This window comes from Actinomadura fulvescens (assembly GCF_039533225.1).
Classification (GTDB): domain Bacteria; phylum Actinomycetota; class Actinomycetes; order Streptosporangiales; family Streptosporangiaceae; genus Spirillospora; species Spirillospora fulvescens.
Window position 1 is genome coordinate 506052 of record NZ_BAAATD010000006.1, and the last position, 25136, is coordinate 531187.

The 25136-nt window shown below is 66.0% G+C and carries 27 protein-coding genes and 2 tRNA genes; 27 read left to right on the top strand and 2 right to left on the bottom strand.

Annotated features, from left to right (window positions below; translation table 11 throughout):
• Positions 1-14 precede the first annotated feature (14 nt).
• Positions 15-1205, top strand: coding sequence for a lipid-transfer protein (locus ABD333_RS24630; protein ID WP_344544541.1), 1191 nt, complete (start codon positions 15-17; stop codon positions 1203-1205).
• A gap of 131 nt (positions 1206-1336) precedes the next feature.
• Here the strand turns inward: ABD333_RS24630 and ABD333_RS24635 are convergent, their stop codons facing one another.
• A complete protein-coding gene (locus tag ABD333_RS24635) occupies positions 1337-1948 on the bottom strand; it encodes a TetR/AcrR family transcriptional regulator (RefSeq protein WP_344544543.1) in 612 nt (203 codons plus the stop codon).
• Between the two features lie 137 nt (positions 1949-2085).
• Here ABD333_RS24635 and ABD333_RS24640 point away from each other — a divergent pair, with 137 nt between their 5' ends.
• The 24 genes from ABD333_RS24640 (at position 2086) to ABD333_RS24750 (ending at position 23180) form a co-directional block, all read left to right on the top strand.
• Complete coding sequence (locus ABD333_RS24640; protein ID WP_344544545.1) at positions 2086-2541, top strand: YceI family protein; 456 nt, start codon at positions 2086-2088, stop codon at positions 2539-2541.
• A 32-nt stretch (positions 2542-2573) separates the two neighbouring features.
• The gene (locus ABD333_RS24645) at positions 2574-4139 is read left to right on the top strand and encodes a recombinase family protein (protein WP_344544546.1); all 1566 of its coding nucleotides are present in this window, start codon (positions 2574-2576) and stop codon (positions 4137-4139) included.
• A 376-nt stretch (positions 4140-4515) separates the two neighbouring features.
• A tRNA-Phe gene (locus ABD333_RS24650) sits at positions 4516-4588 on the top strand.
• Positions 4589-4952: 364 nt separating this feature from the next.
• Positions 4953-5023 (top strand) — tRNA-Ser (locus ABD333_RS24655).
• A 120-nt stretch (positions 5024-5143) separates the two neighbouring features.
• Positions 5144-5392 (top strand): hypothetical protein, encoded by a 249-nt coding sequence (locus tag ABD333_RS24660; protein WP_344544548.1) that lies wholly within the window; start codon positions 5144-5146, stop codon positions 5390-5392.
• Positions 5393-5991: 599 nt separating this feature from the next.
• Positions 5992-6438, top strand: coding sequence for a phage terminase small subunit (locus tag ABD333_RS47835; RefSeq protein ID WP_458773686.1), 447 nt, complete (start codon positions 5992-5994; stop codon positions 6436-6438).
• Positions 6439-6474: 36 nt separating this feature from the next.
• Positions 6475-8127 (top strand): hypothetical protein, encoded by a 1653-nt coding sequence (locus ABD333_RS24670; protein WP_344544550.1) that lies wholly within the window; start codon positions 6475-6477, stop codon positions 8125-8127.
• Between the two features lie 17 nt (positions 8128-8144).
• Complete coding sequence (locus ABD333_RS24675) at positions 8145-9557, top strand: phage portal protein (protein ID WP_344544551.1); 1413 nt, start codon at positions 8145-8147, stop codon at positions 9555-9557.
• A gap of 26 nt (positions 9558-9583) precedes the next feature.
• On the top strand, positions 9584-10183 hold the full coding sequence (locus ABD333_RS24680; protein ID WP_344544552.1) for a VG15 protein: 600 nt from the start codon (positions 9584-9586) through the stop codon (positions 10181-10183).
• Positions 10184-10266: 83 nt separating this feature from the next.
• A complete protein-coding gene (locus tag ABD333_RS24685; RefSeq protein WP_344544553.1) occupies positions 10267-10860 on the top strand; it encodes a hypothetical protein in 594 nt (197 codons plus the stop codon).
• A gap of 59 nt (positions 10861-10919) precedes the next feature.
• Positions 10920-11735 carry a major capsid protein gene (locus ABD333_RS24690; protein ID WP_344544555.1) on the top strand — a complete coding sequence of 272 codons (816 nt, stop codon included), beginning with the start codon at positions 10920-10922 and terminating at the stop codon, positions 11733-11735.
• A 136-nt stretch (positions 11736-11871) separates the two neighbouring features.
• A complete protein-coding gene (locus tag ABD333_RS24695) occupies positions 11872-12240 on the top strand; it encodes a hypothetical protein (protein WP_344544557.1) in 369 nt (122 codons plus the stop codon).
• A complete protein-coding gene (locus ABD333_RS24700) occupies positions 12237-12563 on the top strand; it encodes a phage head completion protein (protein WP_344544559.1) in 327 nt (108 codons plus the stop codon). The genes ABD333_RS24695 and ABD333_RS24700 overlap by 4 nt, the downstream gene beginning before the upstream one ends.
• Before the next feature lie 2 nt (positions 12564-12565).
• Positions 12566-12940 (top strand): HK97-gp10 family putative phage morphogenesis protein, encoded by a 375-nt coding sequence (locus tag ABD333_RS24705; protein WP_344544561.1) that lies wholly within the window; start codon positions 12566-12568, stop codon positions 12938-12940.
• Positions 12937-13350 carry a DUF3168 domain-containing protein gene (locus ABD333_RS24710; protein WP_344544562.1) on the top strand — a complete coding sequence of 138 codons (414 nt, stop codon included), beginning with the start codon at positions 12937-12939 and terminating at the stop codon, positions 13348-13350. Before ABD333_RS24705 ends, ABD333_RS24710 begins: the two co-directional genes overlap by 4 nt.
• Positions 13351-13356: 6 nt before the next feature.
• On the top strand, positions 13357-13776 hold the full coding sequence (locus ABD333_RS24715) for a phage tail tube protein (RefSeq protein WP_344544564.1): 420 nt from the start codon (positions 13357-13359) through the stop codon (positions 13774-13776).
• Positions 13777-13832: 56 nt separating this feature from the next.
• Positions 13833-14210, top strand: coding sequence for a hypothetical protein (locus tag ABD333_RS24720; protein ID WP_344544566.1), 378 nt, complete (start codon positions 13833-13835; stop codon positions 14208-14210).
• Between the two features lie 44 nt (positions 14211-14254).
• A complete protein-coding gene (locus ABD333_RS47570) occupies positions 14255-14554 on the top strand; it encodes a phage tail assembly protein T (RefSeq protein ID WP_425546931.1) in 300 nt (99 codons plus the stop codon).
• Positions 14538-16586, top strand: a complete 2049-nt coding sequence (locus ABD333_RS24725; RefSeq protein WP_344544568.1) for a phage tail protein — start codon at positions 14538-14540, stop codon at positions 16584-16586. The genes ABD333_RS47570 and ABD333_RS24725 overlap by 17 nt, the downstream gene beginning before the upstream one ends.
• Positions 16587-16662: 76 nt before the next feature.
• Positions 16663-21084, top strand: a complete 4422-nt coding sequence (locus tag ABD333_RS24730; RefSeq protein ID WP_344544570.1) for a carbohydrate binding domain-containing protein — start codon at positions 16663-16665, stop codon at positions 21082-21084.
• A gap of 68 nt (positions 21085-21152) precedes the next feature.
• Positions 21153-21650: a hypothetical protein gene (locus tag ABD333_RS24735; protein WP_344544572.1), complete on the top strand. Its 498-nt coding sequence runs from the start codon at positions 21153-21155 to the stop codon at positions 21648-21650.
• 118 nt (positions 21651-21768) lie between these two features.
• Positions 21769-21987, top strand: a complete 219-nt coding sequence (locus ABD333_RS24740; protein WP_344544574.1) for a hypothetical protein — start codon at positions 21769-21771, stop codon at positions 21985-21987.
• Positions 21988-22028: 41 nt separating this feature from the next.
• Positions 22029-22754, top strand: coding sequence for a peptidoglycan-binding protein (locus ABD333_RS24745; RefSeq protein WP_344544575.1), 726 nt, complete (start codon positions 22029-22031; stop codon positions 22752-22754).
• A 102-nt stretch (positions 22755-22856) separates the two neighbouring features.
• Positions 22857-23180 (top strand): hypothetical protein, encoded by a 324-nt coding sequence (locus tag ABD333_RS24750; protein ID WP_344544577.1) that lies wholly within the window; start codon positions 22857-22859, stop codon positions 23178-23180.
• 334 nt (positions 23181-23514) lie between these two features.
• On the opposite strand, the gene ABD333_RS24755 is transcribed toward ABD333_RS24750, so the two are convergent.
• A complete protein-coding gene (locus ABD333_RS24755; RefSeq protein WP_344544579.1) occupies positions 23515-23790 on the bottom strand; it encodes a hypothetical protein in 276 nt (91 codons plus the stop codon).
• 153 nt (positions 23791-23943) lie between these two features.
• On the opposite strand from ABD333_RS24755, the gene ABD333_RS24760 reads away from it, so the two are divergent.
• Together ABD333_RS24760 and ABD333_RS24765 are read left to right on the top strand one after the other, a co-directional pair.
• Positions 23944-24480 (top strand): deoxynucleotide monophosphate kinase family protein, encoded by a 537-nt coding sequence (locus ABD333_RS24760; protein ID WP_344544581.1) that lies wholly within the window; start codon positions 23944-23946, stop codon positions 24478-24480.
• 106 nt (positions 24481-24586) lie between these two features.
• Positions 24587-24997, top strand: a complete 411-nt coding sequence (locus tag ABD333_RS24765) for a hypothetical protein (protein WP_344544583.1) — start codon at positions 24587-24589, stop codon at positions 24995-24997.
• Positions 24998-25136: the final 139 nt, after the last annotated feature.

The following is a 25136-nucleotide window of genomic DNA, read 5'->3' on the forward strand; positions in this document are numbered from 1 at the left end:
TGGGGAGAAGAAAAGTGAGCAACAGGACCTTTGTCGTCGGCGTCGGCATGACGAAGTTCGAGAAGCCCGGCAGCAAGGAGTGGGACTACCCCGACATGGCCCGAGAGGCCGGCACCAAGGCCCTGGCGGACTCCGGCCTCTCCTACGACAAGATCGAGCAGGCGTACGTCGGCTACGTCTACGGCGAGTCGACGTCAGGCCAGCGCGCCGTCTACGAGCTCGGCATCACCGGCATCCCGGTGATCAACGTCAATAACAACTGCTCCACGGGCTCCACCGCCCTCTTCCTGGCTCGCCAGGCGGTCAAGTCGGGCACGGTCGACTGCGCCTTGGCCCTCGGCTTCGAGAAGATGCAGAAGGGCTCCCTCGGCAGCACCTACGAGGATCGCGAGCAGCCGATGCTCAACCACCTGAAGGAGCTGTTCCCGCTCTTCGAGTGGCAGGGCGAGCCGATCGCCCCGTACATGTTCGGCGCCGCGGGCCGCGAGCACATGCGCAAGTACGGGACCACCGCCGACCAGTTCGCCAAGATCGGCTGGAAGAACCACAAGCACTCGGTGAACAACCCGTACGCCCAGTTCCAGGACGAGTACAGCCTCGACGACATCAAGGCCGCGCGCGTCGTCTACGAGCCGCTCACCAAGCTCCAGTGCTCGCCCACCTCCGACGGCTCCGGTGCCGCGATCATCGCCTCCGAGCGCTTCGTCGACGAGCACGACCTCTGGGACCGCGCCGTCGAGATCGCGGGCCAGTCCATGGTCACCGACACCCGGGACACCTTCACCGACAAGAGCGCCATCACGCTGGTCGGCGCCAAGATGTCCAAGCTCGCCGCGCGGCGCGCCTACGACGAGGCGGGCATGGACGCCTCGGACATCCAGGTCGTCGAGCTGCACGACTGCTTCTCCACCAACGAGCTCCTCACCTACGAGGCCCTCGGCCTGGCCGCCGAGGGCGAGGGCGGCAAGCTCGTCGACAGCGGCGACAACACCTACGGCGGCCGATGGGTGGTCAACCCGTCCGGCGGCCTGATCTCCAAGGGCCACCCCCTCGGCGCCACCGGCCTGGCCCAGTGCTCCGAGCTCACCTGGCAGCTGCGCGGCCAGGCCGACAAGCGCCAGGTCGAGAACGTGACCGGTGCCCTCCAGCACAACATCGGTCTTGGCGGCGCGGCAGTGGTCACCGTCTACAAGCCCGCCCGCTGACCCACCACAACCCCCACCAAACGCCCGTCCCCCACCGGAAAAACGCCCCTCCCGCCCGGGGGGACCCTCTTCTATCGTCAACCCCGCAGGTAGGGCAGTGGAAGTGGAGCCGCGTTCTGTGGATATCCCGCCTACGAGAGGTGGCGTTCGGCTATCACGCGTAGGCGGGACTTCGTTCGCAGCCAGCGCTCGTGGGTGCGTTCCGGCGAGGTCGGGTGGACGAACTGCAGCAGCCGCAGCCCGCGGATGGTCTCCAGCATGAGATAGATGTCGCCGCGGACCTCGGCGTCGTCCACGCGGTCACCCAGGAGGCGGCGGCCGAGGTCGAGGATGCCGGCGGTGACCGTGCGCTCCAGGGAGGCGACGTGGTCGCGCATCTCGGGGTCGGTGCGGGCGGCGATCCACAGTTCCATGGAGGCCTCGAAAAGGCGGCCCTGATGGACCTCCCACAGCAGGTCGAGGGCCTCGCCGATGCCGTCCTCGGCGGCCTGGAGACGGCCGAGGTGCTGCTCGATGAACTGGTCGGCGCGCTTGCGGGCCAGGTGCTCGACGGCCGCCAGCACCAGATCGTTCTTGGTGGGAAAGTGGTGCACCTGGGCGCCGCGTGAGACCCCGGCCCGTTCGACCACGCGGGTGGTGGTCGTGCCGTGGTAGCCGTACTCCACCAGGCAGTCGATCGTGGCGTCGAGCAGGGCCGTGCGGGTGGCCGTGGTGCGTTCCTCCTGCGTACGGCGCGTCTGCATGCGGGGAAGTGTAGCCACAAACAAACAGTACGCGCTGTATGTAGTGCCGACCCTGGCCGCGGGCTTGACAGGCGATTGAAAACTCAACTAACCTCAGACTCGTTGGTTGAAACTTCAAGCATTAGCGGGAGAAACCCATGAGCCTCGCCACCGTCGCCAAGGACCTGACCGCCGGCACCTGGAACATCGACCCGGCCCACTCCGAGGTCACCTTCTCGATCCGGCACCTCATGACCAAGGTGCGCGGCAGCTTCACCGAGTTCTCCGGAGCCGTCGAGGTCGCCGAGGACCCCGCCGGCTCCACGGCCACCGCCGAGATCAAGCTCGCGTCCATCGACACCCGCAACGCCGACCGCGACGCCCACGTACGGACGGCCGACGTGCTCGACGTCGAGAACCACCCCACGATGACGTTCGTCACCAAGGGCCTGCGCGAGGAGAGCGGCGGCCACCTCGTCGACGGCGAGCTCACGATCAAGGGCGTCACCCGGCCCGTCACCCTCCAGGTCGAGTTCCACGGCGTGGCCGAGGACCCGTGGGGCGGCACCCGCGCCGGTTTCTCCGCCGAGACCACGATCAACCGCAAGGACTGAACTACCCGAACACTTCACATACCCTGTCATGTGTGAAAGCCATCGCATACGTGCGCAAGTCGCGCAAGGTCCGCGCAGGGCAGGCCGTTGCCTCCGCCGGAGACCAGCACTTTGACATCCTCGCCCACATCACGGCGAACGACTTCCCCCCGCTCCTGAACCTCCCCGGCATGTCCAGCGAGTACCCGGGCGCGTTCCTGGACAACGAGAGTGCCAGCAAGGACGACACAGCGGACCGCCCCGGATGGCGAGCGACGCTGAACGCCCTTCGAGTCGGCGCAGCAGACACCCTCATTGTTCACGCGGTTGACCGCGCGTCCCGGATGGGCCTCCGTCAGCTCTTGCACGAGCTTCCCCCGAACGCCCGGCTTATCGCCCTGCTAGACGGCTACGACTCCGCCCGCGACGACATCGGGCAGGAAGTCATGTTGACCGTGAAGGCGCGCGAAGCGCGTGACTACGTGACCAAGCTCAAGGCGCGGGTCAAGGGCGCGAAGGACCGCCAGCGACGCGCGGGCGAGTACTCCAACCGGCCGTCCTACGGGTACATGCGCCAGCGCGACGCCTACGGCAAGGTGTTCGGCCGTCTCGTGCACCACCCGGACCGTTGGCCCATCGTCCTCCGCGTCTTCGAGAGCATCGCGGATGGCGTCTCGCTCCGGGTGACCGTCGAGCGGCTCAACGCGGACGGCATCCCCGCGAGCAACGGCGGACAGTGGCACATCAGCACCGTTCGAGGAATGATCCTCAACGACGTGTACGCCGGATGGATGACGCAGCGACCCAAGGGCGCGGACGAAGCGATCCGCATCCTAGACGAGCACGGCAAGCCGATTTGGTGCCTCGCGGACGGCGTCGAGCCCGTACCCGCCGCGCTCATCACCCGGGCCCGCGCGAAGCTCCGGGGCAAGGGTGGGTTCAACAAGGGCAAGGTTGCGAAAGGGACACGGCTCGTGTCCCAGTTCCTCACGTGCGACGGATGCGATGGTCCCATGTCTTGGAACGGAACCCTTTACTGGCGCTGCTCGCGTCACCAGGCGAGCCCCGGACGCTGCCCCTCCCCCGTGATGGTCAAGGACGAGCAGATTGCTCCGTACCTCACACAGCGCGTTCTGAACGGGCTTAGCGGGCTCGATCCGGAAACGCCGGAGGGCGCGGAAGCGCTCGCCCGCGTCGCTCACGCATGGTTCGGGGCAACGCAGACGGCCGACGCGGACGCGCTCGCGGAAGCCCGCCGCGCTGTCGAGGAGATCAAGGCGCGTGCCGAACGCCTCCGCAAGGCGTTCCTTGACGGGCTGTACGAAGACGACCGCGAGGAGTACGAGCGTCAGAACGAGTCCATTAAGCGGGACCGCGAGGCATCCAACGCGATCCTTGCCGACCTGGAGAACATGGCGAGCATCGACGTCACATGGATGACGGAGCCCGCCACCCTCCGCGAGGTGTGGGACGCGGCCGACCTCGCGACACAGCGAGCCGTGTTCGCGGCGGCGCTCGCGGAAGTGCGCGTGTACCGCACGTACAAGGGCGAGCCCCCGGTTGCTGTCGAGGACCGGACGGACATCCGGTTCGTGTGGGAGTCCCCCGTGGTGGCCTGAGCGCCCCTGACAGCACTACAGCCCCGATCGGTACCCTGTGTACCGGTCGGGGCTTTTCGCGTCTCTGGGGCCGTCTCAGCGTCGCACGCGGCGTAGTGTGCGCGGTAGCTCGCGGCGCAAGGACGGCCGCCCGCCCCGGAAGGGTGACGGAATGACGAAAGAGCTTGATATCTGGTTTTCCTTAGAGGCCACTAAAGGAAAACAGAGAAAGAGGCTCTTTCGTCATTCCGTCACGCTGCATCGCTAGCGCGCTAGCGATGGGCGACCCCGGGCCTCTCCCCCGCGAACACCCGGGGCGGTAACTATCCTGAGCCCCAGTGAGGGGCAGCCTCGCAAGTACCCGGCTGTGAAGTGAGCCGAGAGGAACGCGGGGCGACGCCGCCTAGCTCAGTCGGTAGAGCGTCCGGGTGAAATCCGGAAGGTCCCTGGTTCGAGTCCAGGCGCGGCGGCAGTGACGACAATAGGCCCACCACGCCGACGATAGTCACGAGGGACTCAGGAGGAGTCTAGGGGGACTAGTACCGTGCGGGTGGTTCTGCGCGGGAACACTGCCCCGAGGTGGGTTCGAATCCCACAGTCCCGCGTAAGGGCCCGGGTCCCCTTTGGGGATGGCGAGTGGTTAGAGAGCCGGGGCGCGGAAAGATCTGGTATTCCGCAATGGGGACGGGCAGACGTGCCCACACGGTGAAAGCACGGCCGATGTGCCGTGCGAGCGGTTCGAGTCCGCAAGTCCCGCGAGTGTCAAGACCACGGTTCGATTCCGTGCCTGCCGACTACGACGGCGGGTGGTGTAGTGGAAACACATGGCACGTGCGGAGGGTAGGCCAACAGGTAGAGCCAAGGGCCGATCACCCTGGTTGCTGGTTCGAGTCCAGCCCCTCCGACAAACCCGCACGGCGGGATGTGTGGTCGCGAAAACGCAACGTAAGGGGCTTGCCCCGAATTACGGGCCTTAGTAGCGAGTCCCGTCCCGTCCGTGCGGGGACAACGTAGAAGGGTGAGCCATGACGCGGCGTCGCGTGTCCGGCTTCACGCTGGCATGGGCCGCGTGGGTCGTGTTCTTCCTTGTGGTAGAGGGCATCGCCCTTGCCCGGGGCGCGAAGGGTGACACCTTCTCGGAACATTGGTGGCGCGTCTGGCGCGTCCGCGAACGGGTGCCCGTGCCGCTGAGGTGGCTTCTCGCGGGTGTGCAACTCACGTTCGGTGTGTGGCTGGTCGGGCATCTCACGTTCGGTTGGTGGACCACTGAGTAGCGGATAGGGGGTAGGTCGCTTGTCCCTCCGTTGGAGACGCTCCCCCCTACCCGCGAACTGGAAGCAGATACGCGGGGCGGTCCTGCGCAGGGACCGGGGCCAGTGTCAGATCAAGGGCCCGCGCTGTACGGGCGTGGCCTCCGAGGTGGACCACGTTGGCGCGCACGATGACCACAGACTTGCCGCGTTGCGTGCCGTGTGTGCCACGTGCCACGCGAGCAAGACAGGCCGAGACGCGCAGGCCGCGCGGCGTCCGATGCCGTCTCGCTTGAGGCCAAGCGAACCACATCCGGGCCGACGCGCGGACCCGTCATGATCCCCTGATCTCGTCACGATCTGTGACCTACCCCGGGGGTATGGCCCGGTTCCGGAGGGGACAGGCGAACGGCGGGGGTTAGAAGCTCGCTATCTGTACGGGTACCGAGGCGCTGGGTCACACGCTCTGTCCCGCTCCCCGTAACGGCGCGTAGCGCCCCGCGAGGTGCGTCCTCTCTACCAAGCCCCCACCCCCTAGCAGGGCCCGGGGCCCCGGCGCAACCCCGGGCGACCCTCTCTTTTTTGACTCAATTCTGGACATCACATGTCCAGGTCAGCGCGCGATGGGAGGTGACCGCGTGGCGACCAAGGGACCGGTTCCGAAGCGGAGCGACCAGCGCCGACGCCGGAATGAGAACCCGGAGGGCATTCCGACCACGGAGGTTCCTCGCATCGGTGCGACTGTGGACGCTCCCCCACTGGGGTTCGTGACTCATGATCTCGCGATGGACTTCTACGCGTCGCTTGCGCGGTCGGAACAGGCGCACTACTTCGAGCCGTCCGACTGGCAGGCCGCGCGCATCCTGACGATGGAACTCGGACGGATGCTGAACGCGGGCAAGCCGTCCGGTCAGCTCTACACGGCGTTGTGGTCCGCGATGGGAGATCTTCTCGCGACGGAAGGCCAGCGCCGACGCTTGCGCTTCGAGATCGACCGCACGCCTTCCGGCGGAGAGGATAAGCAGAACGCGGCCGTCATCGACTTGGCTAAGCGACTCGGGATGGCGTGACCCATCGCTAGCGCGCTAGCGATAGGAGGTACCCGCGTGGACGCGGTTACGATCGGGCCCGCGTGGGAGCGGGACGAGAGCGGCGAGTTCGTCAAGCCTCCGCTTGCCCGGACGCTCGGGCTTCACGCGATCCTGTGGGCTCAGGAGATGCTACGCCAGCCAGACGGGCCGGACGCTGGGGGTCCTTGGTCCTTCACAGCGGAGCAACTCCGGTTCGTTCTGCACTGGTACGCGATCGACGCTCGGGGCCGCTTCGTGTGGCCGTACGGGATGTTGCAGCGCATGAAAGGCGCAGGCAAGGACCCATTCGGGGCGGCGCTCTGCGCTATCGAACTAATGGGCCCGTGTCGGTTCGGCGGGTGGGACAAGCACGGGTTCCCGATTGCGGTTCCGCATTCGTCCCCGTGGGTGTCCACGGCGGCCGTCTCCAAGGACCAGACGCGGAACACCATGGTCCTGTTCCCGTCGCTGATCTCCGACGCCGCGAAGGAACGCTACGGCGTGGACATGGGCAAGGAGATCATTCACACCGCGCGGGGCGGTCGGCTGGAAGCTGTGACGTCTTCGCCGCGTGCGCTTGAGGGTGGACGTCAGACGTTCACCTTGAAGAACGAAACGCATCACTGGCTGGAGAACAACGAGGGACTCGCCATGGCGGAGGTCATCGACCGTAACGCCGTTAAGTCTCGCGACGGTTCTAGCCGTGCCCTTGCGATCACGAACGCGCACGTCCCCGGGGAGAACTCCGACGCTGAACGAGACTGGGAGGCGTTCCAGGATTGGGCGGCCGGACGACTCAAGAGCGACCGGCCGTCTCTCATGCTGGACTCTCTCAGTGCTCCGCCGGACACCGATCTTGCCGACGACGATTCGCTACGGCGTGGGGTTGAGGCTGCCCGGGGCGACGCCGTGTGGCTGGACATTGAGAGGGTCATGGCGTCGATTCGGGACCCCCGGATGAGCCCGACCTTGTCCCGCCGCTTCTACCTCAATCAGGTCGTTGCATCTGAGGACGCGTACCTGACCGCCCCCGAGGTGGACAGTTGTGCAGCGCCCCACAAGATTGTCTCTCCCAAGGACGAGATCGTTCTGTTCTTCGACGGCTCGACCACGCAGGACACGACGGGGCTTGTTGCCTCTCGGCTCGCAGATGGGCACGTGTTCACGGTCGCCGCATGGGAGCGTCCCGCCGGTCCCCGTGGGGAGGGGTGGGAGGTTGACAAACAGGACGTTGACCGCGTTGTTCGCCGCGTGATGGCTGAGCGAAACGTTGTCGCGTTCTGGGGTGACGTCCTGCACTTCGAGGGACTTCATGACGCCTGGTCCCAGGACTTCGGCAAAGAGCTGATTCTGTGGGCCCAGATGGGCCGGTTCCAACACGCTACGGCGTGGGACATGCGGAACGGCACGAACGTCAAGGCATTCACGGAAGCTGTCGAGCGCTTCGAGACCGACGTTCGTTCCGGCGAGATTACGCACGACGGCGACCCGCGCCTACGCGGGCACCTGTTGAACGCGCGCCGGAGGCCCAACAAGTTCGGGATCACGATCGGTAAGGAACACCGGATGAGCACGCGCAAGATCGACCTTGCCGTGTGCGCCATTGGGGCCGCGATGCTGCGGCGAAACGTGCTCGCTTCCCCCGCGTACAAGAAGCGCAAGAAGCCGGGCGTTCTCATTGCATTTTGACGAAAGGGGGTAGCGGCGTGAAGAACTGGGCCGACGCCATGATCCGCGAATTGGATCAGAGCCGCACCGACAACGAGCACATTGGCCTTGTTCGCCGCTACCTCGCGGGTCGTCACGACATGCCGTACATGCCTCCGGACGCGACCGCCGAGTATCAGGCACTCGCCCGGCAGAGCGTGACTAACTGGCTTCCGCTGATTGCCGGAACGTTCACTGAGTCGCTCTACGTGGACGGCTACCGCTCGGGCCGGTCGGCGGACAACGTCGCCGGTTGGAAGCGCTGGCAGGACAACAAGCTCGACGCCCGGCAGATGATCACCATGCGGGGCGCAATCGAGTATGGCGTCTCGTACGTTGCGGTTGAGGGCTCGAAGATCCGGACCTTGTCGGCGCGCAAGTCGTGGGCTTGGTACGAGGATGACGAAGCCGAGCACCCGGTTGCCGGAATCGTCGAAGTGGGTAGCCGCATCGCGAGCGACGGGACGGTACTCGCCCGTTACGAGTTCTGGCATGACCGCGTCGTCTACACGTACGAGCGTGTCACGGGCCGCCGGTTGGGCGTGCCAGATGACCCGTCCAGCCCACATGACGGCAAGGACGTTCAGATTGGCTCTCTGGAGTTGGTAAACACGCGGAAACTCGCGAGCGCCGTCCCGGTGCCGTGGGTCCGTTTCCGTGATCGGCTGGACGACGAAGCACAGGGCGTGATTCGCCCGTTGATCTCGCTACAGAACCGCGTGAACGCGAGCGTTTTCTATCTCCTGATGGCGCTTCACTACGCGTCGTTCCGGCAACGATGGGCGACGGGACTCGTGATCCCCCGGGACGAGCAAGAGATGTTGCCGGACGGCACGGAGAACCCCAACTTCGGAAAGCCGATCGAGCCGTTTAAGGCTGCGGTCAACCGGCTGTGGATCTCGGAGAACGGGGATTCGAAGTTCGGCGACTTCGACCAGACCGACGTCACGGGGCACCTTGCCGCGATTGCGTCGGCCGTGGGAACGCTGATCAGCATCGGGCGGTCGTCGCCTCTGCTGGCGTCCGGGAACTCGATTTCGAACGTCGCGATCGAGAGCATTGCCGCGCTCAACGCGTCCATGAACTCTCAGATCGACTCGTTCAAGATGAACTTTGGCGAGTCGTGGGAGGCGGTCCTAGCGCTGTCTGGCGCGAGTGACCCGTCCGCCCGGGTGCGCTGGCGCGACACCGAGCCGCGTTCCTTCTCCCAGATCGTTGACGGTCTCGTGAAGCTTCACCAGATGGGAGCCCCGGCGGAGGGGCTGTTTGAGCTGGTTCCCCAGATCACGGACCAACAGCTTGAGCAATGGCGGGAACTCGCCGCGAAGCCCAGCGATACGGACCGGCTTGCGGACGCCATCGCGCGTCAGGCCGCCCCGGCGGTCGGGGCTGACGTCCCGGCGGCGGAGTAGTGGCACCGCTCGCGGTCACGCCGCGCATGGACGCCTACCGGCGGGATCAGGCGGCGCTAGGCGGCCGGATCGCCGCTAGCGCGTCTCAGATCGTCGCTAACGGCTTGGACCCGTCCGACCCTGACAGGGGTTGGGCCCGGCTACTAGCGGAGCTACTGGCGCTTCTCAGGGGCGGACGAGACCTGTCGGAGGATCTCGCCATGGAGTTCTATCGCTACCTCCGCGAGTTGGAGGACGCGGCGGACACTCCTCCCCCGGAGGAACCGGACGTGCCGTTCCCCACGGACGCCGTAGTCGGGTCCCTGATCTGGACGGGCCCCCGGATGGCTAAGGCGATGATCCGGCGGGGCGATGACCGGAACGTCTCGGCAAGGGTCGGGACGATGGTCGGCCGCTCCGCGATGCGCCACACGTTGAACGCGGGTCGCGAGACAACCCGTCGCCTGGTCGTGAACGATCCGGCGGCTTGGGGTTGGGCCCGCATCACGGACGCGGACCCGTGCGAGTTCTGCAAAATGCTCGCCACACGGGGTCCCGTCTACAAGACCGCTCGCACTGCGGGCAACGAACTAAACCGCTATCACGACGGGTGCGGATGCTCCGTCGTCGCGGTCTTCAAGGGCTGAACCCATCGCTAGCACGCTAGCGATGGGGGCCCTTTCCTACGGCGTGGGCAAGTGTCCGCGTCGCGATTCCAGGAGGATCAACCATGTCCGACACCCCCACCGTTCCGAGCGAAACCCCGACCGTTCCGGCGGCTCCCGCCGCTCCGGTCGAGCCCGCGACCGCCGCGCCGACCGAAGACGGTCCTAAGTGGGACGGCGAATTCGACGCCGGTCGAGCCGCTCGCCTTATCGCGAATCTGCGTGAGGAGAGCAAGGGCTACAAGTCGGAGCTTGCGGAGGTGAAGGCAAAGCTCGCCGAGCGTGAGCAGGCCGAAATGAGCGAGGCTGAGAAGCTCGCCCAGCGCGCCACTCAGGCAGAAAGCGAGCTTGCGAAGGTTCGTCGGGACCTGGCCGTGAACGCCGCAATCCGAAAGCACGGGCTTTCCGAGAACGCGGCCGAACTGCTGACCGGCGAGACCGCCGAAGAGATCGACGCGCGGGCCGAGAAGCTCGCCGCACTGATCCCTGCCAAGACCGACGCTGACACTCCGCTTCCCGCAACGTTGCCCATTCCGGGCAATGGTGCGGACCCTGCGGCCGTGTCTCAGCTCACGCGCGAGGACGTCGAGAGGATGTCCCCCGCTCAGGTCATGGAGGCGTACCGCGCGGGCCGTCTGCGCAACATCGGCGGCAAGTAACCCCTCTTCGTCCGGTCGGAATCGCGACGGACGCACTACCCGAGAAAGGGCCATGACCCATGGCGCTCACTTCCTTCATTCCTACTCTTTGGGCCGCCGCCGCTCTACAGGGCTTCCGGCCCGCCGAGGTGGTTGCTCAGCTCACCAACCGCGAGTACGAGGGCAACGCGACCAGCGGTAACAAGGTGACCGTGAACACTCTCGCCCTGTCGGCGGGTGTGCAGAACTACGCCACCACTCGTACCCACACCGTGTCCAACGTGGACAGCACGGCTCAGGACATCCTGATCAACCAGGAGAAGGCCATTGCGTTCGGTGTCCAGGACATCGACCGCGTTCAGGCCGCCGGTTCTCTGGAGCCGATCGTTGGTGAGGCGGCAAAGCTGCTGAGTGAGGACGCGGAAGCGTACATCATCAGCACCATGACCACGGGCGGCACCGCCGCCGGTACGGTCGCGATCACCACGCCGGACGCCGCCATTGACAAGGTGGGCGAGCTTCGGAAGATCATGAGCAAGGCCAACGTTCCGAATGGCGGGCGGTACCTGGTCATTAACCCGGAGTTCCTTGAGCTTCTGCTCAAGGCGTCTTCGAAGCTGACCAACGTGGACATGAGCGGCGAGACCTCCGGGCTTCGTGACGCCGTGATCGGTCGCCTGTCGAACTTCACCATCGTTGAGTCCAACATGCTGCTCAACGCGAACAAGCCCGCCGCTGTCGCGCTGCACACGTCGGCGGTTGCGTACGTCAACCAGATTCAGGAAGTCGAGGCGTTCCGTTCGCAGAACGCTTTCTCTGACGTCGTCCGCATGCTTCACGTGTACGGCGCGAAGGTTCTCCGTCCGACCGCCGTTCACGTTTACCTGTCCGCCTGAGCCGTGGCTTGGGTGCGGGGTACCCGCGAAGGGTCGCCGCAACGCGTCGAAGTGCCTGACGACATTGCGGCGGCTCTGGTCGCGGACGGCGAAGCGGAGTACGTAACCGAGCCGGAGCCACGAAAGGGGGCGGGTGATGCTGGCGACCGTGGCACAGCTAGAAGCACGGCTAGGCGAGCCCCCCGGAAGTCTGGCGGGCGAGGATCTAGCGCGGGCAACGGCGGCGCTTGAGGACGCTTCGGTCCTGGTCGCTGCGTACGGGTCCCGTACGTGGACGATTGAGACCGTCCCGGACACGGCGCGCGTGGTCGTCCTGCGGCTCGCGCGCCGCTTCTGGGACAACCCGGAGGGTCTGAACTACGAGGCGCTCGGGGATCACACCGTGAGCCGCGCGGCGGCTTCCACCTTCCTCACGCCGGAGGAACGGGCGCTTGTCGCGGGGGCCGCCGGTTCGGCGGGTCACGCTGGCGTCTACAGCGTGGGAACCCCGGGGGTGTGGTCGTGAGCGTGCGGGCGATGCTTCGCGATCGGCGCGACGTGTGGCGGCCGTCGATGGTCAGCGATGGCATGGGCGGTCACACGCGCACGCTCGCGAAGGTCGGGGCGGTGCGTTGCAAGGTTGATCAGCCGGAGGCGAAGGAACGCGAGACAGCGGATCAGTGGGGCACGGAGCACACGCACAGCGTGTACCTGACCGCGTCGGCGGACGTGCGGCGCGGGGACGAGCTACGCGGGGGCCCGCTGGTCTTGCGCGTGCTGGCCGTTGTCGAGCCATCCGGGCCCCGGTACCGCAAGGCGTTGTGCAGCGCTGCACAAGTGGAGGTGTGAGGATGGCGCGGATCACTGCCCGCGTGGACACGCGGTCGCTCCGCCTGCTACAGCGACAGCTTGAGCGCATGCCGGAACGCATCCTTGACGGCGCGCGGAACGCGGTTGACGAGTCCGGTGAAGCCATCCGCGAAGACGTCGAGCAGAACGTCAGGGTGTGGCGCGGGCTCCTCAAGAATCGCGTCCGAGTGCGGTCTATCGGTTCGCTCGGGCTCACAGCGGATGTCGGCTGGTTCGACAGCGATACCTACTACGCGAAGTTCCAGGAGTTCGGGACAAGCTCGATCTCGGCGGACCCGGTTCTGACCGTGGCGGCTGAGCGCGAGCGGGGCGAGTTCCCCACGCGCCTCCGGCATCACATCCGGGCGGCGCTGTGAGCACGCCATACGCGGCGCTCACGCCGACTCAGGCCGCGATCTACGCGGCGCTGACCAGTGACCTACTGCTCATGGACATGGTGAACGGCGTCTACGACGGCGTTCCGGAGGACGTCCCCCGCCCGTATGTCCTGCTCGGGGACGCGATCGAGACGCCGGACAACGCTCACGGCGCGTTCGGTCGGCAGACCGTACAGACCTTGCATGCCTGGTCCGACTACCACGGGTACGCGGAAGTGAACGCCATCGCGTACCGCCTACAGCAATTGCTAGACCATCAGCCCTTGGTCATCGCCGGGCACCGTCACGTCGTGACGCGCTTCGAATTCGCGCAGACGCTCACGGACCCGGACCAGCCGGGGCTACGACATGCGGCCGTTCGGTTCCGCATCATCACGAGTAAGGAGTGATGTCCCATGCCGGGACTGAACGCTTTCGGTACTGAGCTGCTGCGCGGGGACGGCGCGGCGACGGAGGTCTTTACGGCCATCGCGAACGTGACCAACATTCAGGGTCCGGAGATCTCCCGCGAGACGATCGACGTTACCGCGCACAACTCCGCCGATGCATGGATGGAGTTCGTTGGCGGACTCAAGGACGCGGGCGAGATCAGCGTTGACGTCAACTATGACCCCAGTGAGCACGACACGCTGATTGCCGACTTTGAGGACGACGACCCCCGGAACTACAAGCTCAAGTTCCCGGTGTCCCCCGCCGTCGTCTGGTCCGTCAAGGCGATTCTCACGGAATTCTCTGCGGAAGCCCCGTACGACGACAAGCTTGCGGCTTCGCTCACCTTCAAGGTTTCGGGCAAGCCGACCATCGGCACCGTGTGACCCATCGCTAGCGCGCTAGCGATACCCCTTCACAGTCTCGCTTGAAAGGTAATCCCGTGGCTCTCCTGAACTCTGCCGACCTTCTGTCCGCCATTGCGGAAAAGGCTCCGGTCGCGACTACCGAAATCGACTGTCCCGAACTGGGCGGCTCGCTCCGCGTCCGCGAGATGACCGGCACCGTTCGCAACCGCCTTGAGGCCGCGTACGCTGCGATTCAGGAGGGCAAGGACGGGGCCGTGATGGACAAGGTTCTTGTCTCGCTGGTCTCGGCGTGCGTCGTGGACGAGGCGGACCGGCCGTTCATTACCGGTGACATGGCGGGCAAGCTGGTGAAGAACTACCCCCGGGTTGCCTTCCGGATTCGGGACGCCGTCGTGAAGATGTCCGCTACCTCGGAAGAGGACGCGGAGGAGTTGGCCGAGTCTTTCGGCTAAGGCCGGAACGGGCTTTCTACTTCCGGCTAGCGCTCTCGCTGGGCATGACCGTTGCCGAATTGCTGGAACGGACGTCTTCGAGCGAGCTTACGGAGTGGCAAGCGTATGAGCGCGTGGCGGGTCCTCTCGGGCCCGCTCGCGCCGACGTTCAATCGGCCATCGTGGCGGCGACCGTGGCGAACGCGAACAGGTCTAAGGGCAAACCCGCGACCCCCGCCGATTTCGTCCCGAGATGGGACCGCAAACCTACGCAGACCGTAGAGGAAATGGTTGCGATTGCCTACGCGCTCAACGCCGCGTTTGGCGGGACCGTGGAAGGCGGAAAGGATGGCGCTACTCAGTAGCCTAATGGTCCGAATCGGCGTCGATTCGGACGACGTCGGCAGGGGCGTGAAGCGCGCCGTAGACGAACTCAAGAACTTCGGCCGGTCCGGTGTCGCGTTCGCATCAAAGGCGCTCGGGAACTTTGCGCGGGCAGCGCTTCCCGTGGTTACGAACCTGTCGCTTATCGGCGCGGTTCTAATCACGGCTATCCCGCTCATGGCGTCCATGGCGGCGGCGATGGCGGAGATAGGATCAGCCGCGCTCGCTGCGGCCCCGGCGCTTATCGCTCTCCGCGTCGCGGGCATGATCGTTCAGAAGTCGCTTGCCGCGATCTTCAAGGAGGGCACGGCGGCGCACGCCGCATTGCAGGGGCTACGCGATGGGCTCAAGGAGGCTACGGACGCAGGCAGCAAGGCCGCCGCTAAGGGCATTGCGCCGCTTGTGGCGGAGCTTCGGAAGGTGGCTCAGCCGGTTGTCACGCGGTACATGGAAGGCGTGGGCCGCGCGGCGAACCGCGTCCAGCGCGAGTTTCTCGGGTGGGCCAAGAGCGCGGACGGCGTCAAGACGCTCCGGGGCATTCTGGAACCGATCTCGGCGTCTCTGGAGAAGCTCGCCCCGAAGATCGCAGCTACGGCCATCGCGTTCGTGCGGATGCTCGGGCGCATCATGGGTGTTTCCGTGGCGCTCGGGTCCAAGGGTCTCGGGGGCGTGCTCGACTACCTGACCGCGAAGTTCAACGCGATCAACGCGGACACGGTCGGCGGCGGGCTGTCGAAGCTGGGCAACACCGCCCGGACGGTCATGGGCGTTATCAGCACCCTTTCCGGTTGGATTGACAAGCTCGTCACGGCGTACAAGACGTACACGACGCAATTCCGTCTACTGGCGGACGCGTTGTCCGTCGTAGCCATGATTTTCGGTGGTCCGATCGTCACGGCGATTGCTGCGGCGTCGCTCATCATCCGCCACTTCGACCAGGTCAAGGCGGCGTGGGAGCGGCTCAAGGCGGCGTTCTCCGGGCAGGGCGGCGGGGGTCCGCTCGCGACGACGATGCAGAACTTGAAGTCCGCCGCGATGACGGTTGTTCCGGCGCTCAAGACCGCGTTCGAGCAGATCCGGGCCGCCGTGATGCCGACGCTCCGCGAGATCTGGACCATCATTAAGAACGACCTGATTCCGACGCTGGCGCAGTTTGGAAACGCGGTCGCGCCGTTCGTGGCGTGGCTGGTCGGCGTGCTCGGGCCGGTCGTCGCGCAGGTGTTCAAGGGCATTCTCGGGATCATTAAGGGAACCCTGAACATCATTATTGGCGTCCTCAAAGTGTTCATCGGCATCTTTAACGGCGACTGGTCGAAGGCGTGGCAGGGCATCCAGCAAATCGCCCGGGGCACGGGGCAGGTACTCGGGGGAATCTTCCGAGTCGCTATCGCGTCACTGCGCGGGATGTGGTCGGCGTTCTCTTCGCATGTCCGTTCTCTGTGGAACTCGCTCAAGACTTCGGTCGTGAACACGGCGTCCAACATGATTAACGGACTCGTGAACATGATCCGGGGCGGTGTGGGCCGGGCGCGGTCGGCGGTCGGCTCGATCAAGAGCGCCATTCTTGGACAGTTCAGCGGGGCGGGTTCCTGGCTGGTCAGCGCGGGGCGCTCGATTCTTGAGGGCCTGATCTCTGGCATTCAGTCCGCGATCGGTCGCGTCAAGTCGCTGCTCAACTCCGTTACGGGAATGATTCCGGACTGGAAGGGCCCGATGCGGGTTGACAAGAAGCTTCTTGTCCCGACCGGTAAGGCCATCATCGGGGGCCTTCACAAGGGCATGAAGATCACAATGCCCGATGTTCGCAAGGGTCTGGAGAGGTACACGACGGATCTTGCGTACATCCCGGGCGTCCCGGGGGTTCGCCGCGCGGCGAGCACTGGGGGCGGTAACTCAGGTGGGGTAATCCAGTTCAACCCGGACGGGACACGAGCCTCCAAGCTGCTGGTCGAGATCCTCCGCGAAGCGGTGGCGGACCGGGGCGGAGACGTTCAGCGGGTCATCGGGCGCTGACATGTGCGGGGTATCGCTAGCGCGCTAGCGATACCCCGTTTCTGTTGTGCAGCGCTGCACAAAGAAGGGTAGGCGGATGGGGTTCCGGACTAACGCGCGGGTTGAGCTGAGTCTCGGCGGGATGTGGACCGACGTTACGGACTACGTGTACGAGCGGGACCCGATCTCAATCACGCGGGGGCGGGCGGGCTCCGCCACGGGTCCGGCGGAACCGGCGTCCCTGACGTTCACACTCGACAACCGGGACGGGAGGTTCAGCCCCCGAAATCCGACGTCCCCGTACTTCGGCGTCCTGGGACGGAACACGCCCGTCCGCGTGAGCCTGCCCTACGGCAACACGGCGCTCACAGTGACGGAGGGGGTTGGGTCCGGCGTCGAGACGACGGACAAGCCCGCGCTCGACGTCACGGGGGACATTGACCTTCGCGCGGACATCGACGCGAATAGCTGGCGCGGTGGCGAGATCATGGGGAAGTACTTCGCGTCCGGCACCGACCGGTCGTGGATCGTCACCGTGAACAACTACAACCTTGGCATCCTGTGGTCTCCGAACGGCACCCTTGAGGCGCGTAAGGAAGCGTTCTCGACGGCGCAGCTTCCTAACACGGGCCGCGTGGCGGTGCGCGTGACGCTCGACGTGGACAACGGCGCGGGCGGCTGGACCGCGAGGTTCTGGACCGCGCCGACAATGGCGGGTCCGTGGACGCAACTCGGGGCGGATGTCAACGGTACGGGCGTGACGTCCATAGCGAGCACAGGTACGCCGGTTCAGATTGGCGAAGTGACCGGGATCAATGAGCGTGCCGTGTGGGGTCGCTACTTCTCGGCGGAGATCCGGAACGGAATCGGCGGGACGGTCGTCGCGTCGCCGGACTTCTCGTCCGCTTCTGTCGGCGCGGCCAGTGTCACGGACGCACAGGGCAATGTGTGGACGGTCCGGGCGGAGACGGCCGTGTCTGACCGGCGGTGGCGCTTTCACGGGGAAATCTCAAAGTGGCCTCAAGCGTGGGACGTGTCCGGGAGAGACCGCTATGTCAAGGTTCAGGGGTACGGCATCCGGAGGCGGCTCACGCTGAATGCTCCGGCGCTGCACTCCACCATGTACCGCGAACACGTCTCCCCCGCGCGTACGAGCATCGTCGGTTACTGGCCGTTGGAAGACTCCTCGAACTCGACGTCCTTCGCTGGCGCGCGTCCGGGTGTCCAGCCGGGCCGGATTGAAGGGACTCCGGCGCTCGCGAGTTACGACGGCTGGACGGCGTCGGACCCGATTCCGGAAGTGCGAGACGGGCGACTCACATTCGTTCCCCCGTACCGCACACCGAACGGAACGCTGTCGGTCCGGATGTTCCTCTACATCGCTAAGGCCATCACGCAGGCTGAGACGTCCTTGCTCTATCTGGAGACGACGGAGAACGCGCCGAAGTTTGATGTCCTTCTCAAGTCGGACGGCTCTCTCCGCGTGCAAGTCGCGGACGGCTACGACGTGCTTTTGCATGACACGATCGTCACGTTCAAGATGAATCAGCGCGGCTTTGTCATTCTGCAAGTGGACATGGTTCGCAACTTCACCACGAACGATCTTCATTGTTCGGTGAAGGTGACCGACTTCAACAACGACGACACGATTGAGGACGGCGCGCCCGTTCCGCAATGGAACTTCGTTATGCCGGGGCGGCGGCCCGGGTATCTGCGAAAGGTTGTCGTCGGACGGGACAGGGGTCTCGGCACCGGCAGCGTCATCGTTGGGCACCTCATGACGTCGAACGACGTCAACGCATGGTCCAACACCCTCGCGGACATCGCCGCGTACAACGGCGAGACACCGGAGAACAGGATCACTCGCTTGTGCGCGGAGGAAGGCGTCCCGTTTCGGCTCATCCGCAAGGGCTCGATCTGGAGCAACGCGGCGCTCATGGGCGACCAGCGGAACAATAACCTGGTCGGCCTGCTGGACGAGGCAGCCGAGACGGACATGGGTATTCTCACGGAGCCTCGCGAGTTCGCCGGGTTCACGTTCCGGCCGCGTACGTCGCTGGTGAACCAGAACGCCGCGATCCGTCTCGACTACCGGGCGGGACACATCGCGGGTGACCTCCGGCCGGTGGACGACGACGACACGACGTTGAACGACATCACGGTTTCCCGCAACACCGGTTCGTCGCTGCGTGTCGAGCAAGCATCCGGGCCCATGTCGGTACAGCCACCCCCGAACGGCGTGGGGCGGTACTCGACGGAGGTAGGCGTTTCGCTTGAGCGGGACGAGCTTCTGACCGAGCAAGCGGGGTTCCGGCTCCGGCGGGGCACGGTGGACGAGGTTCGGTACCCGGAGCTGTCGGTCAAGCTTCATTCGCCGCGAGTCACTGACGCGATGGCGGACGAGCTTCTCCGGCTCGACCTGGGCGACCGGATCGACGTCGGCGGGTTCGGTGTCGGGCTTCCGCCGGACGACGTGTCGCAGATGGTAGAGGGCTACACGGAGTCGCTCCGGATCATGGAGTACGAGATCACGTACAACCTGTCGCCATACTCGCCGTGGGTTGCGGCCGTCACGGACCAGTCCCGCGCCGACACGGACGGGACAACGGTTGCGGGGGTCATGCCCAAGCCGACCGACCCGTACGGCAACGTCGTGGCTTCCTGGTCCGGCGTCGGGCTCGCGGACGGAACGGTCGTCACGAACACGACGGCGGGTCCCGGAGATCGGGCATTCAGCACCGTGACGACGGGTGCGTTCACCGTGGACGCGGTCGCGGCCCCGTGGTCGTTCGCGGACGACTTCGAGGACGGCAACCTGACGGGTTGGGCTAACACCACTCCCGCCGTCTCTGTAGTGGCTGCTGCGGCGCGAACGGGCGCGCTCGGGATGCGGCAGGCAGCCAACGCCACACAAGCCGGTGTGGCGTCTCTGAACGACGCGACGCTACCCAACGGGTACGCGTGGGCGGACGTCCGGTTCGACTTCCGTCAGGTCGCGCACACGTCCGGGAACTCTCCCATCCTCACGGTTCAGAACCGGACGGGAACGGACCACGCGGACTTGTTCGTGAACTACAACGCGGGCGGTGTGCTCGGGTGGGACCTCACGGCCGTGAGCGGCAAGACGGCGTCACTCGACCTGTCGGTGTGGCGCTCGTACCGCGTGGTCGTCGGGTTCGGCGCGAACACGTGGACCATGCGCTTGTGGATCGACGGCGTTGAGCAAACGGCGGCCGTTGCCACGGGCAAGGCTCCGAGCGATGTGCAAGCGATGCACTTCGGCGGGTTCGGTACCGATGTGAACGAACGGCATTTCGACAACATCCAAGTCACGTTGTCGGAGGTCAACCCGTTGGGTACTCCCCCGGCGGCGGCCCCGCGAATCCGCATGGACCAGCAAGCGGGGGCGGCGGCTCAGCTCATTTGGACGGGTCTTGGCACGCTGGCGGAGTACGCCATTCGGGCGCGACTGGAACTATCCGCCTACCCTTCGGCGGGTGCTCGCCTCATGTCGGTGCACCTCGCCAATACTTCGCTGTCGTGGTACGTGGACGTGACGTCGGCGGGGATTATGCGGCTTAGGGACCCCGGGGGTACGGCGGTGGCGCTGTCGGGAACTCCTATCCCGATCGGACGGGAACTGTTCGTTGAGGCCATCGCGGACGACGGAACGGTTACGGTCACGGTGTACGACGGCTCTACCTCCATCCTGAGTGTCGCGTCCAGAGCGGTTCCTACGACGCTGGAGCAAGTCCGGTTCGGCTCGACGACAACCGCGCCGACTTGGCCCCGGCTTTGGTGGGACGAGATGTCCGTCCGGACTCCGGGCGCGGGGACGGGAACGCTGTTCATCCTCACCCCGGACGCGCCGCGCTGGTCCGTGAACCCGGCGGACTACCCGGCGGACGTCCGGGTAGCCGGAGAGCGCATGACGGTTACGGCGGCGGAGGACGCTTCAATCACCCCGAACGCGTTCTTCAACGTGGACGCGGCCGGTTGGGGTGGCGCGTCCGCAACCGTTGCCCGGGTGACGTCGCCCAAGCCAACGGGCGCGGTGGCGTCTCTCCAGATCACTCCGAACGGCACGGACACCTTCGGCGGGGCGGGCTCTCCGTTCACGGCGCAAGGCGCGATCACTCCGGGGATGACCTACACAGGTTCATTCTGGGCGTACTCGCCTGTCCTCATGCCGGACATGCGTCCGGCGGTCAACTGGTACAACGCGGCCGGAACTTTCCTGTCTACCACGTTCCCGCCGAACGTCGCCTTGTACCCGGGCGGGTGGCGCTACATCGAAGCGGACATGCTCGCGCCCGCGAACGCCACCATGGCGGCCGTGTGGGCGTGGCACGGCGGGAAGCCGACCCACGCGTACTACGTATGGGGCGTCCGACTCGTTCCCGTGTTCCACAGGTCGTTGCAAGTGCTCACGGTACAGCGAGCCGTCAACGGCGTCCGGAAGGCTCAGGCTGAGGGGACGGCCGTGAGTATCTGGGACCCCCGGTACCCCGGGTACTGACCACCGCTAGCACGCTAACGATCCCCCATCGCTAGCGCGCTAGCGATGCCCTACAGAGAGGCTTACGCATGGCTTTCGACCCGTGGACCGCGATCACTCGGGTTACGGCTTCCCGGCTGAATGGCATGACTCCGAAGTTCAAGAACTGGGTTCCGACGTGGACCACGCAGACGGGCAACTTCTTGCCGTCGTACGGCAATGCGGACGTCAATTGCCGTTGGGCTCAGTCCGGGGACATGGTCGTAGCAACGTTCAACCTGACGTGCGGTACGACGACCAACATTGGTGGTGGTGGCGGCGCTGACAACTTTTGGTGGGGCCTTCCGGTCCCGGCGGCCGTGGGCGGTGCGGCTCTGGGGTTCTTCTATGTGTTCCCAAGTACGAACTCCGTAGTCCCGTGCCTCGCCCGCTCGACGGCTGACACGTCGCTCTTTTATCTGCTCGTTGCGGGCAACTGGCCCACGAATCAATCCAACCCCTCAACTGGCATCATCGACGCCTTTACGCCGATTCAGTGGGGCGCAGGCACGGAGGTGCGCGGAACGCTCATGTACGAAGCGCAGTAACCAAACGACTTTCACAGCCCCGGACGGGATTCGTCCGGGGCTTTCGTATGCACGATTGGCGGCCGGATGGCTGAAATCCCGGGGGGCTTGGGTCTCTCCTGAGCGCCTCTATGACGAGATGCGCAAGACGAACGACAGCCTAGGCAAGGTCGCGGAGGAGCTAGCGCGCGTGGCTGCGCTGCTGGCGGATACCCGCGACGAACAGACCGACCACGAAGCCCGCATTCGCGCCGTCGAGCGCTGGAAGTACGGCGTTCCGCTGAGCGCCGTAATGGGCCTCTTGTCCATTATCGCAACCGTGACGTTGGGGCTTTCGCGCGTCTCGGGGAAGCAGTAAGGAGCGTCACATTGGGAACCGCTGAGGGCATGGTTAAGGCCATGCGGGCATTCGTCGGCATCGCGGGCCGACCGAACAGGATCACTCGGGCGTACGCCGCCCGCCACGGCTCGGAGTTCCTCCGGGCCGCGTGGTGTGACATGGCGGTGACGGAGGCAGCGCGGGCGAGTGACAACGCGGACGCCGTTCTTCCGGCGGGCGACCGGGCGTACACCGTGTGGCATGCGGAGGACTTCCGCAAGCGTGACCGCTGGTACGCCGGTACCCGGGCGAACGTGGATCGGGCCCGCGCGGGGGACGTCGTGTTCTTCGATTGGGGCGGCTCGGACGGCATCGGCTACATCGACCATGTTGGGGTGGTCGTCCGCGCCCTGGGCGGCGGGTACGTCGAGACGATCGAGGGTAACACTTCGGACCGATGCGCGGTCAAGCGCAGGCACTACAGCGTCATTGCCGGGTACGGCCGCCCCGCGTACAGCGGTGCGGGCAAGCCCGCTCCGAGCAAGCCCGCTCCGGGCAAGCCGGGCGGGAAGGCTCCGGCGTTCCCGGGCCGCATCCTGCGACAGCCCCCGATCATGTCAGGCAACGACGTCAAGACGTGGCAGAACCGCATGCGGGCTCGCGGCTGGAAGCTCGCGGCGGACGGCGTGTACGGGCCCGCGAGCGAGGAGGTTTGCCGGGCGTTCCAGCGCGAGAAGGGACTCACGGTGGACGGCGAGGTCGGTCCGAAGACGTGGGCCGCCGCGTGGACCGCTCGCGTTACCTGACAGACGGTAACAACCGCGGGGCACTCAGGGTCACGGCCGGCCCGCCGGAGCGTGACAACCCGCAGGTCAGAGCACGAATCCGAATCGGACATTGGAGTGACATTGAGTAAGCATCGAGCCGAGGACCCGGCGGGTTTCCCCCGCGAGATGTGGGAGCACCCGGAGGTTCGCGAGAGTGCGTCCGCGTTCTGGGACGGCGTCGTTGACTTCGCGGAGGACGGCGAGCTGAGCGAGGCCGCGCGTGACCGCCTGGTCCGCGCGCTCCGGACGCTGGGACAGGGTCTCGGCGCGGCCGTCCTGGTCGGCGCTGGTCCTGTTGCTCTGGACGCGTTCCAGGGTGACCCGACCAACGTCACGGGCGCGGCATCTGCGTTCGGCACAGCGGCTCTCGCGGCCGTGGTCGCCTACTTCCACAAGCGCAAGTAGCACGAAGCCCCCGGGTCCCTCGCATGAGGGGTTCCGGGGGCTTTCGTCGTTGTGGGGCTAGGGCCGTCCGCACGTGGGGCACACGGGGCCCTGAGCGGGCGGAGGAGGGCCGTACGGACCGGGCGGGTACTGGGGGCCCGGAGGACCCGGAGCGACCGGCGGAGGGCCGAACTGAGCCGTGTAGAGCGTGTTCACTTGCTGGCGCATGCGGCGGTCACGCTTCCATCGGAAGAACCGGAACAACACGGGGGCCTCCTCTACTTGACGAAACACCCGATCATACACTAAGGGCCCGTCTCCCTGCTGGGAGCGGGCCCTTGAAGTGTCGGGACGGTCAGACAGCCGCGCGGCGCTCGCTGAGGTACTGCGCGTTGCATACCTCGGCGGCGGTGTTCAGGCTAGACAGGTCCGCGACGACGCCATACCGGGGGTGGTTGACGACGCATTCCTTGCCGTCCACACGGCTAATGGTCCAGTCGAGAAGCTCGTCCGTCCTCCGGTCGAACACGTCGAACCACTCGACCTTGCCGAAGTAGGCGGGGGTTCCCGCGAATTCCGGGCGGATACGCGACTCGGTGTCGTTCGGGCTGAGAATGACGCTCAGGCTCATGGGGTGTTCCCTTCGTTGTGGCGGTACGTCAGCGACGCTAGCCGGTTGTGCAGCGCTGCACAAGAGGTTCCGCGAACATTTTCCGGTCGGCGGGGCGGTAACGGACTGACGATCACGCGACCGGAAGGGGCAGGCATGCGGAGCGTGGCACTCATGGGGCGAGCTGGAGCAGGCAAGGACACGGCGGCGGAGGCGCTCGCGGTGGTACACGGGCACGCCCGCATCGCGTTCGCGGACCCGCTTAAGCGGATGGCGCTCGCGGCGGACCCGATCGTTTACGTCCATCCCGATACGTCCGTCTCCCGGCTCTCTGATGTCGTCGAGCGGTACGGATGGGAAGCCGCGAAACGGCAGCACCCCGAGGTTCGGCGGTTCCTGCAACGACTCGGTTCGGAGGGTGTCCGGGACGTGGTCGGCTCGGACACGTGGATCGACCTCGCGCACCGCGAGGCCATGGACGCATGGACACAGGGGCGGCCGGTCGTCATCACGGACGTGAGGTTCCCGAACGAGGTCACGTACGCGCGGGACTACGGGTACCGGCTCATCTGGATCGACCGTCCGGGCGTGACGGACGGAGGGCACGCGAGCGAATCCGCCGTGAGGCCGGAGGACGCGGACCGGATCGTTTACAACGGCGGCTCGGTGGCGGATCTCGCGGAGCGGATGGCGCTCGCGCTGATGGACTAACCATCGCTAGCGCGCTAGCGATAGGGGGCGGGGCCTACGGGTCTCGCCCCCCTTTTCTCGTTTGAACCGCTTGTGCAGCGCTGCACAACTCGGGTACGTTCGCGGCATGACGGTAACCACGGAGGCGGAGACGATGACGGACGGCGACCGTTACACAGAGATCATCGGTGCGATGGCCTGGAAGCACCCAAACGGGTCCGCGATGCTGATTGAGTTCATGTATTCCAAGCGCTCGGACGAACGCAGGCCGTACCTCATGATGCGGGAGTTGATCGGCACGGACGGCGTCGGCCGACGCGGCGGTACGGCGTGGCGCGACATCGAAGCGGCGCGGGCGGAATGGTCCGCGATGTGCGAGCGGTACGCGGCGCGCGGCTGGAAGCGCGTACCGGTTCCGCCGGACGGCGACCTGTCGGCGGTCTGGGCCTCTGGCACATGTACCGGGTGCGGGGCCGCGATCACCGGTCGGCGGGCCAAGCGCGGGACGTGCCTTGAGTGCGGCGGGCCGTTCCACTAGTGCCCATCACTAGCGCGCTAGCGATCCCCCGGGACTCCGTTCCCGGGGGATTTTTCTTGCCCAGAAGGCTTGTGCAGCGCCCCACAAGTCGCTAACGTCGGTCACACGCAAGCAGCAAACGCACCACGGAGGTACCCCC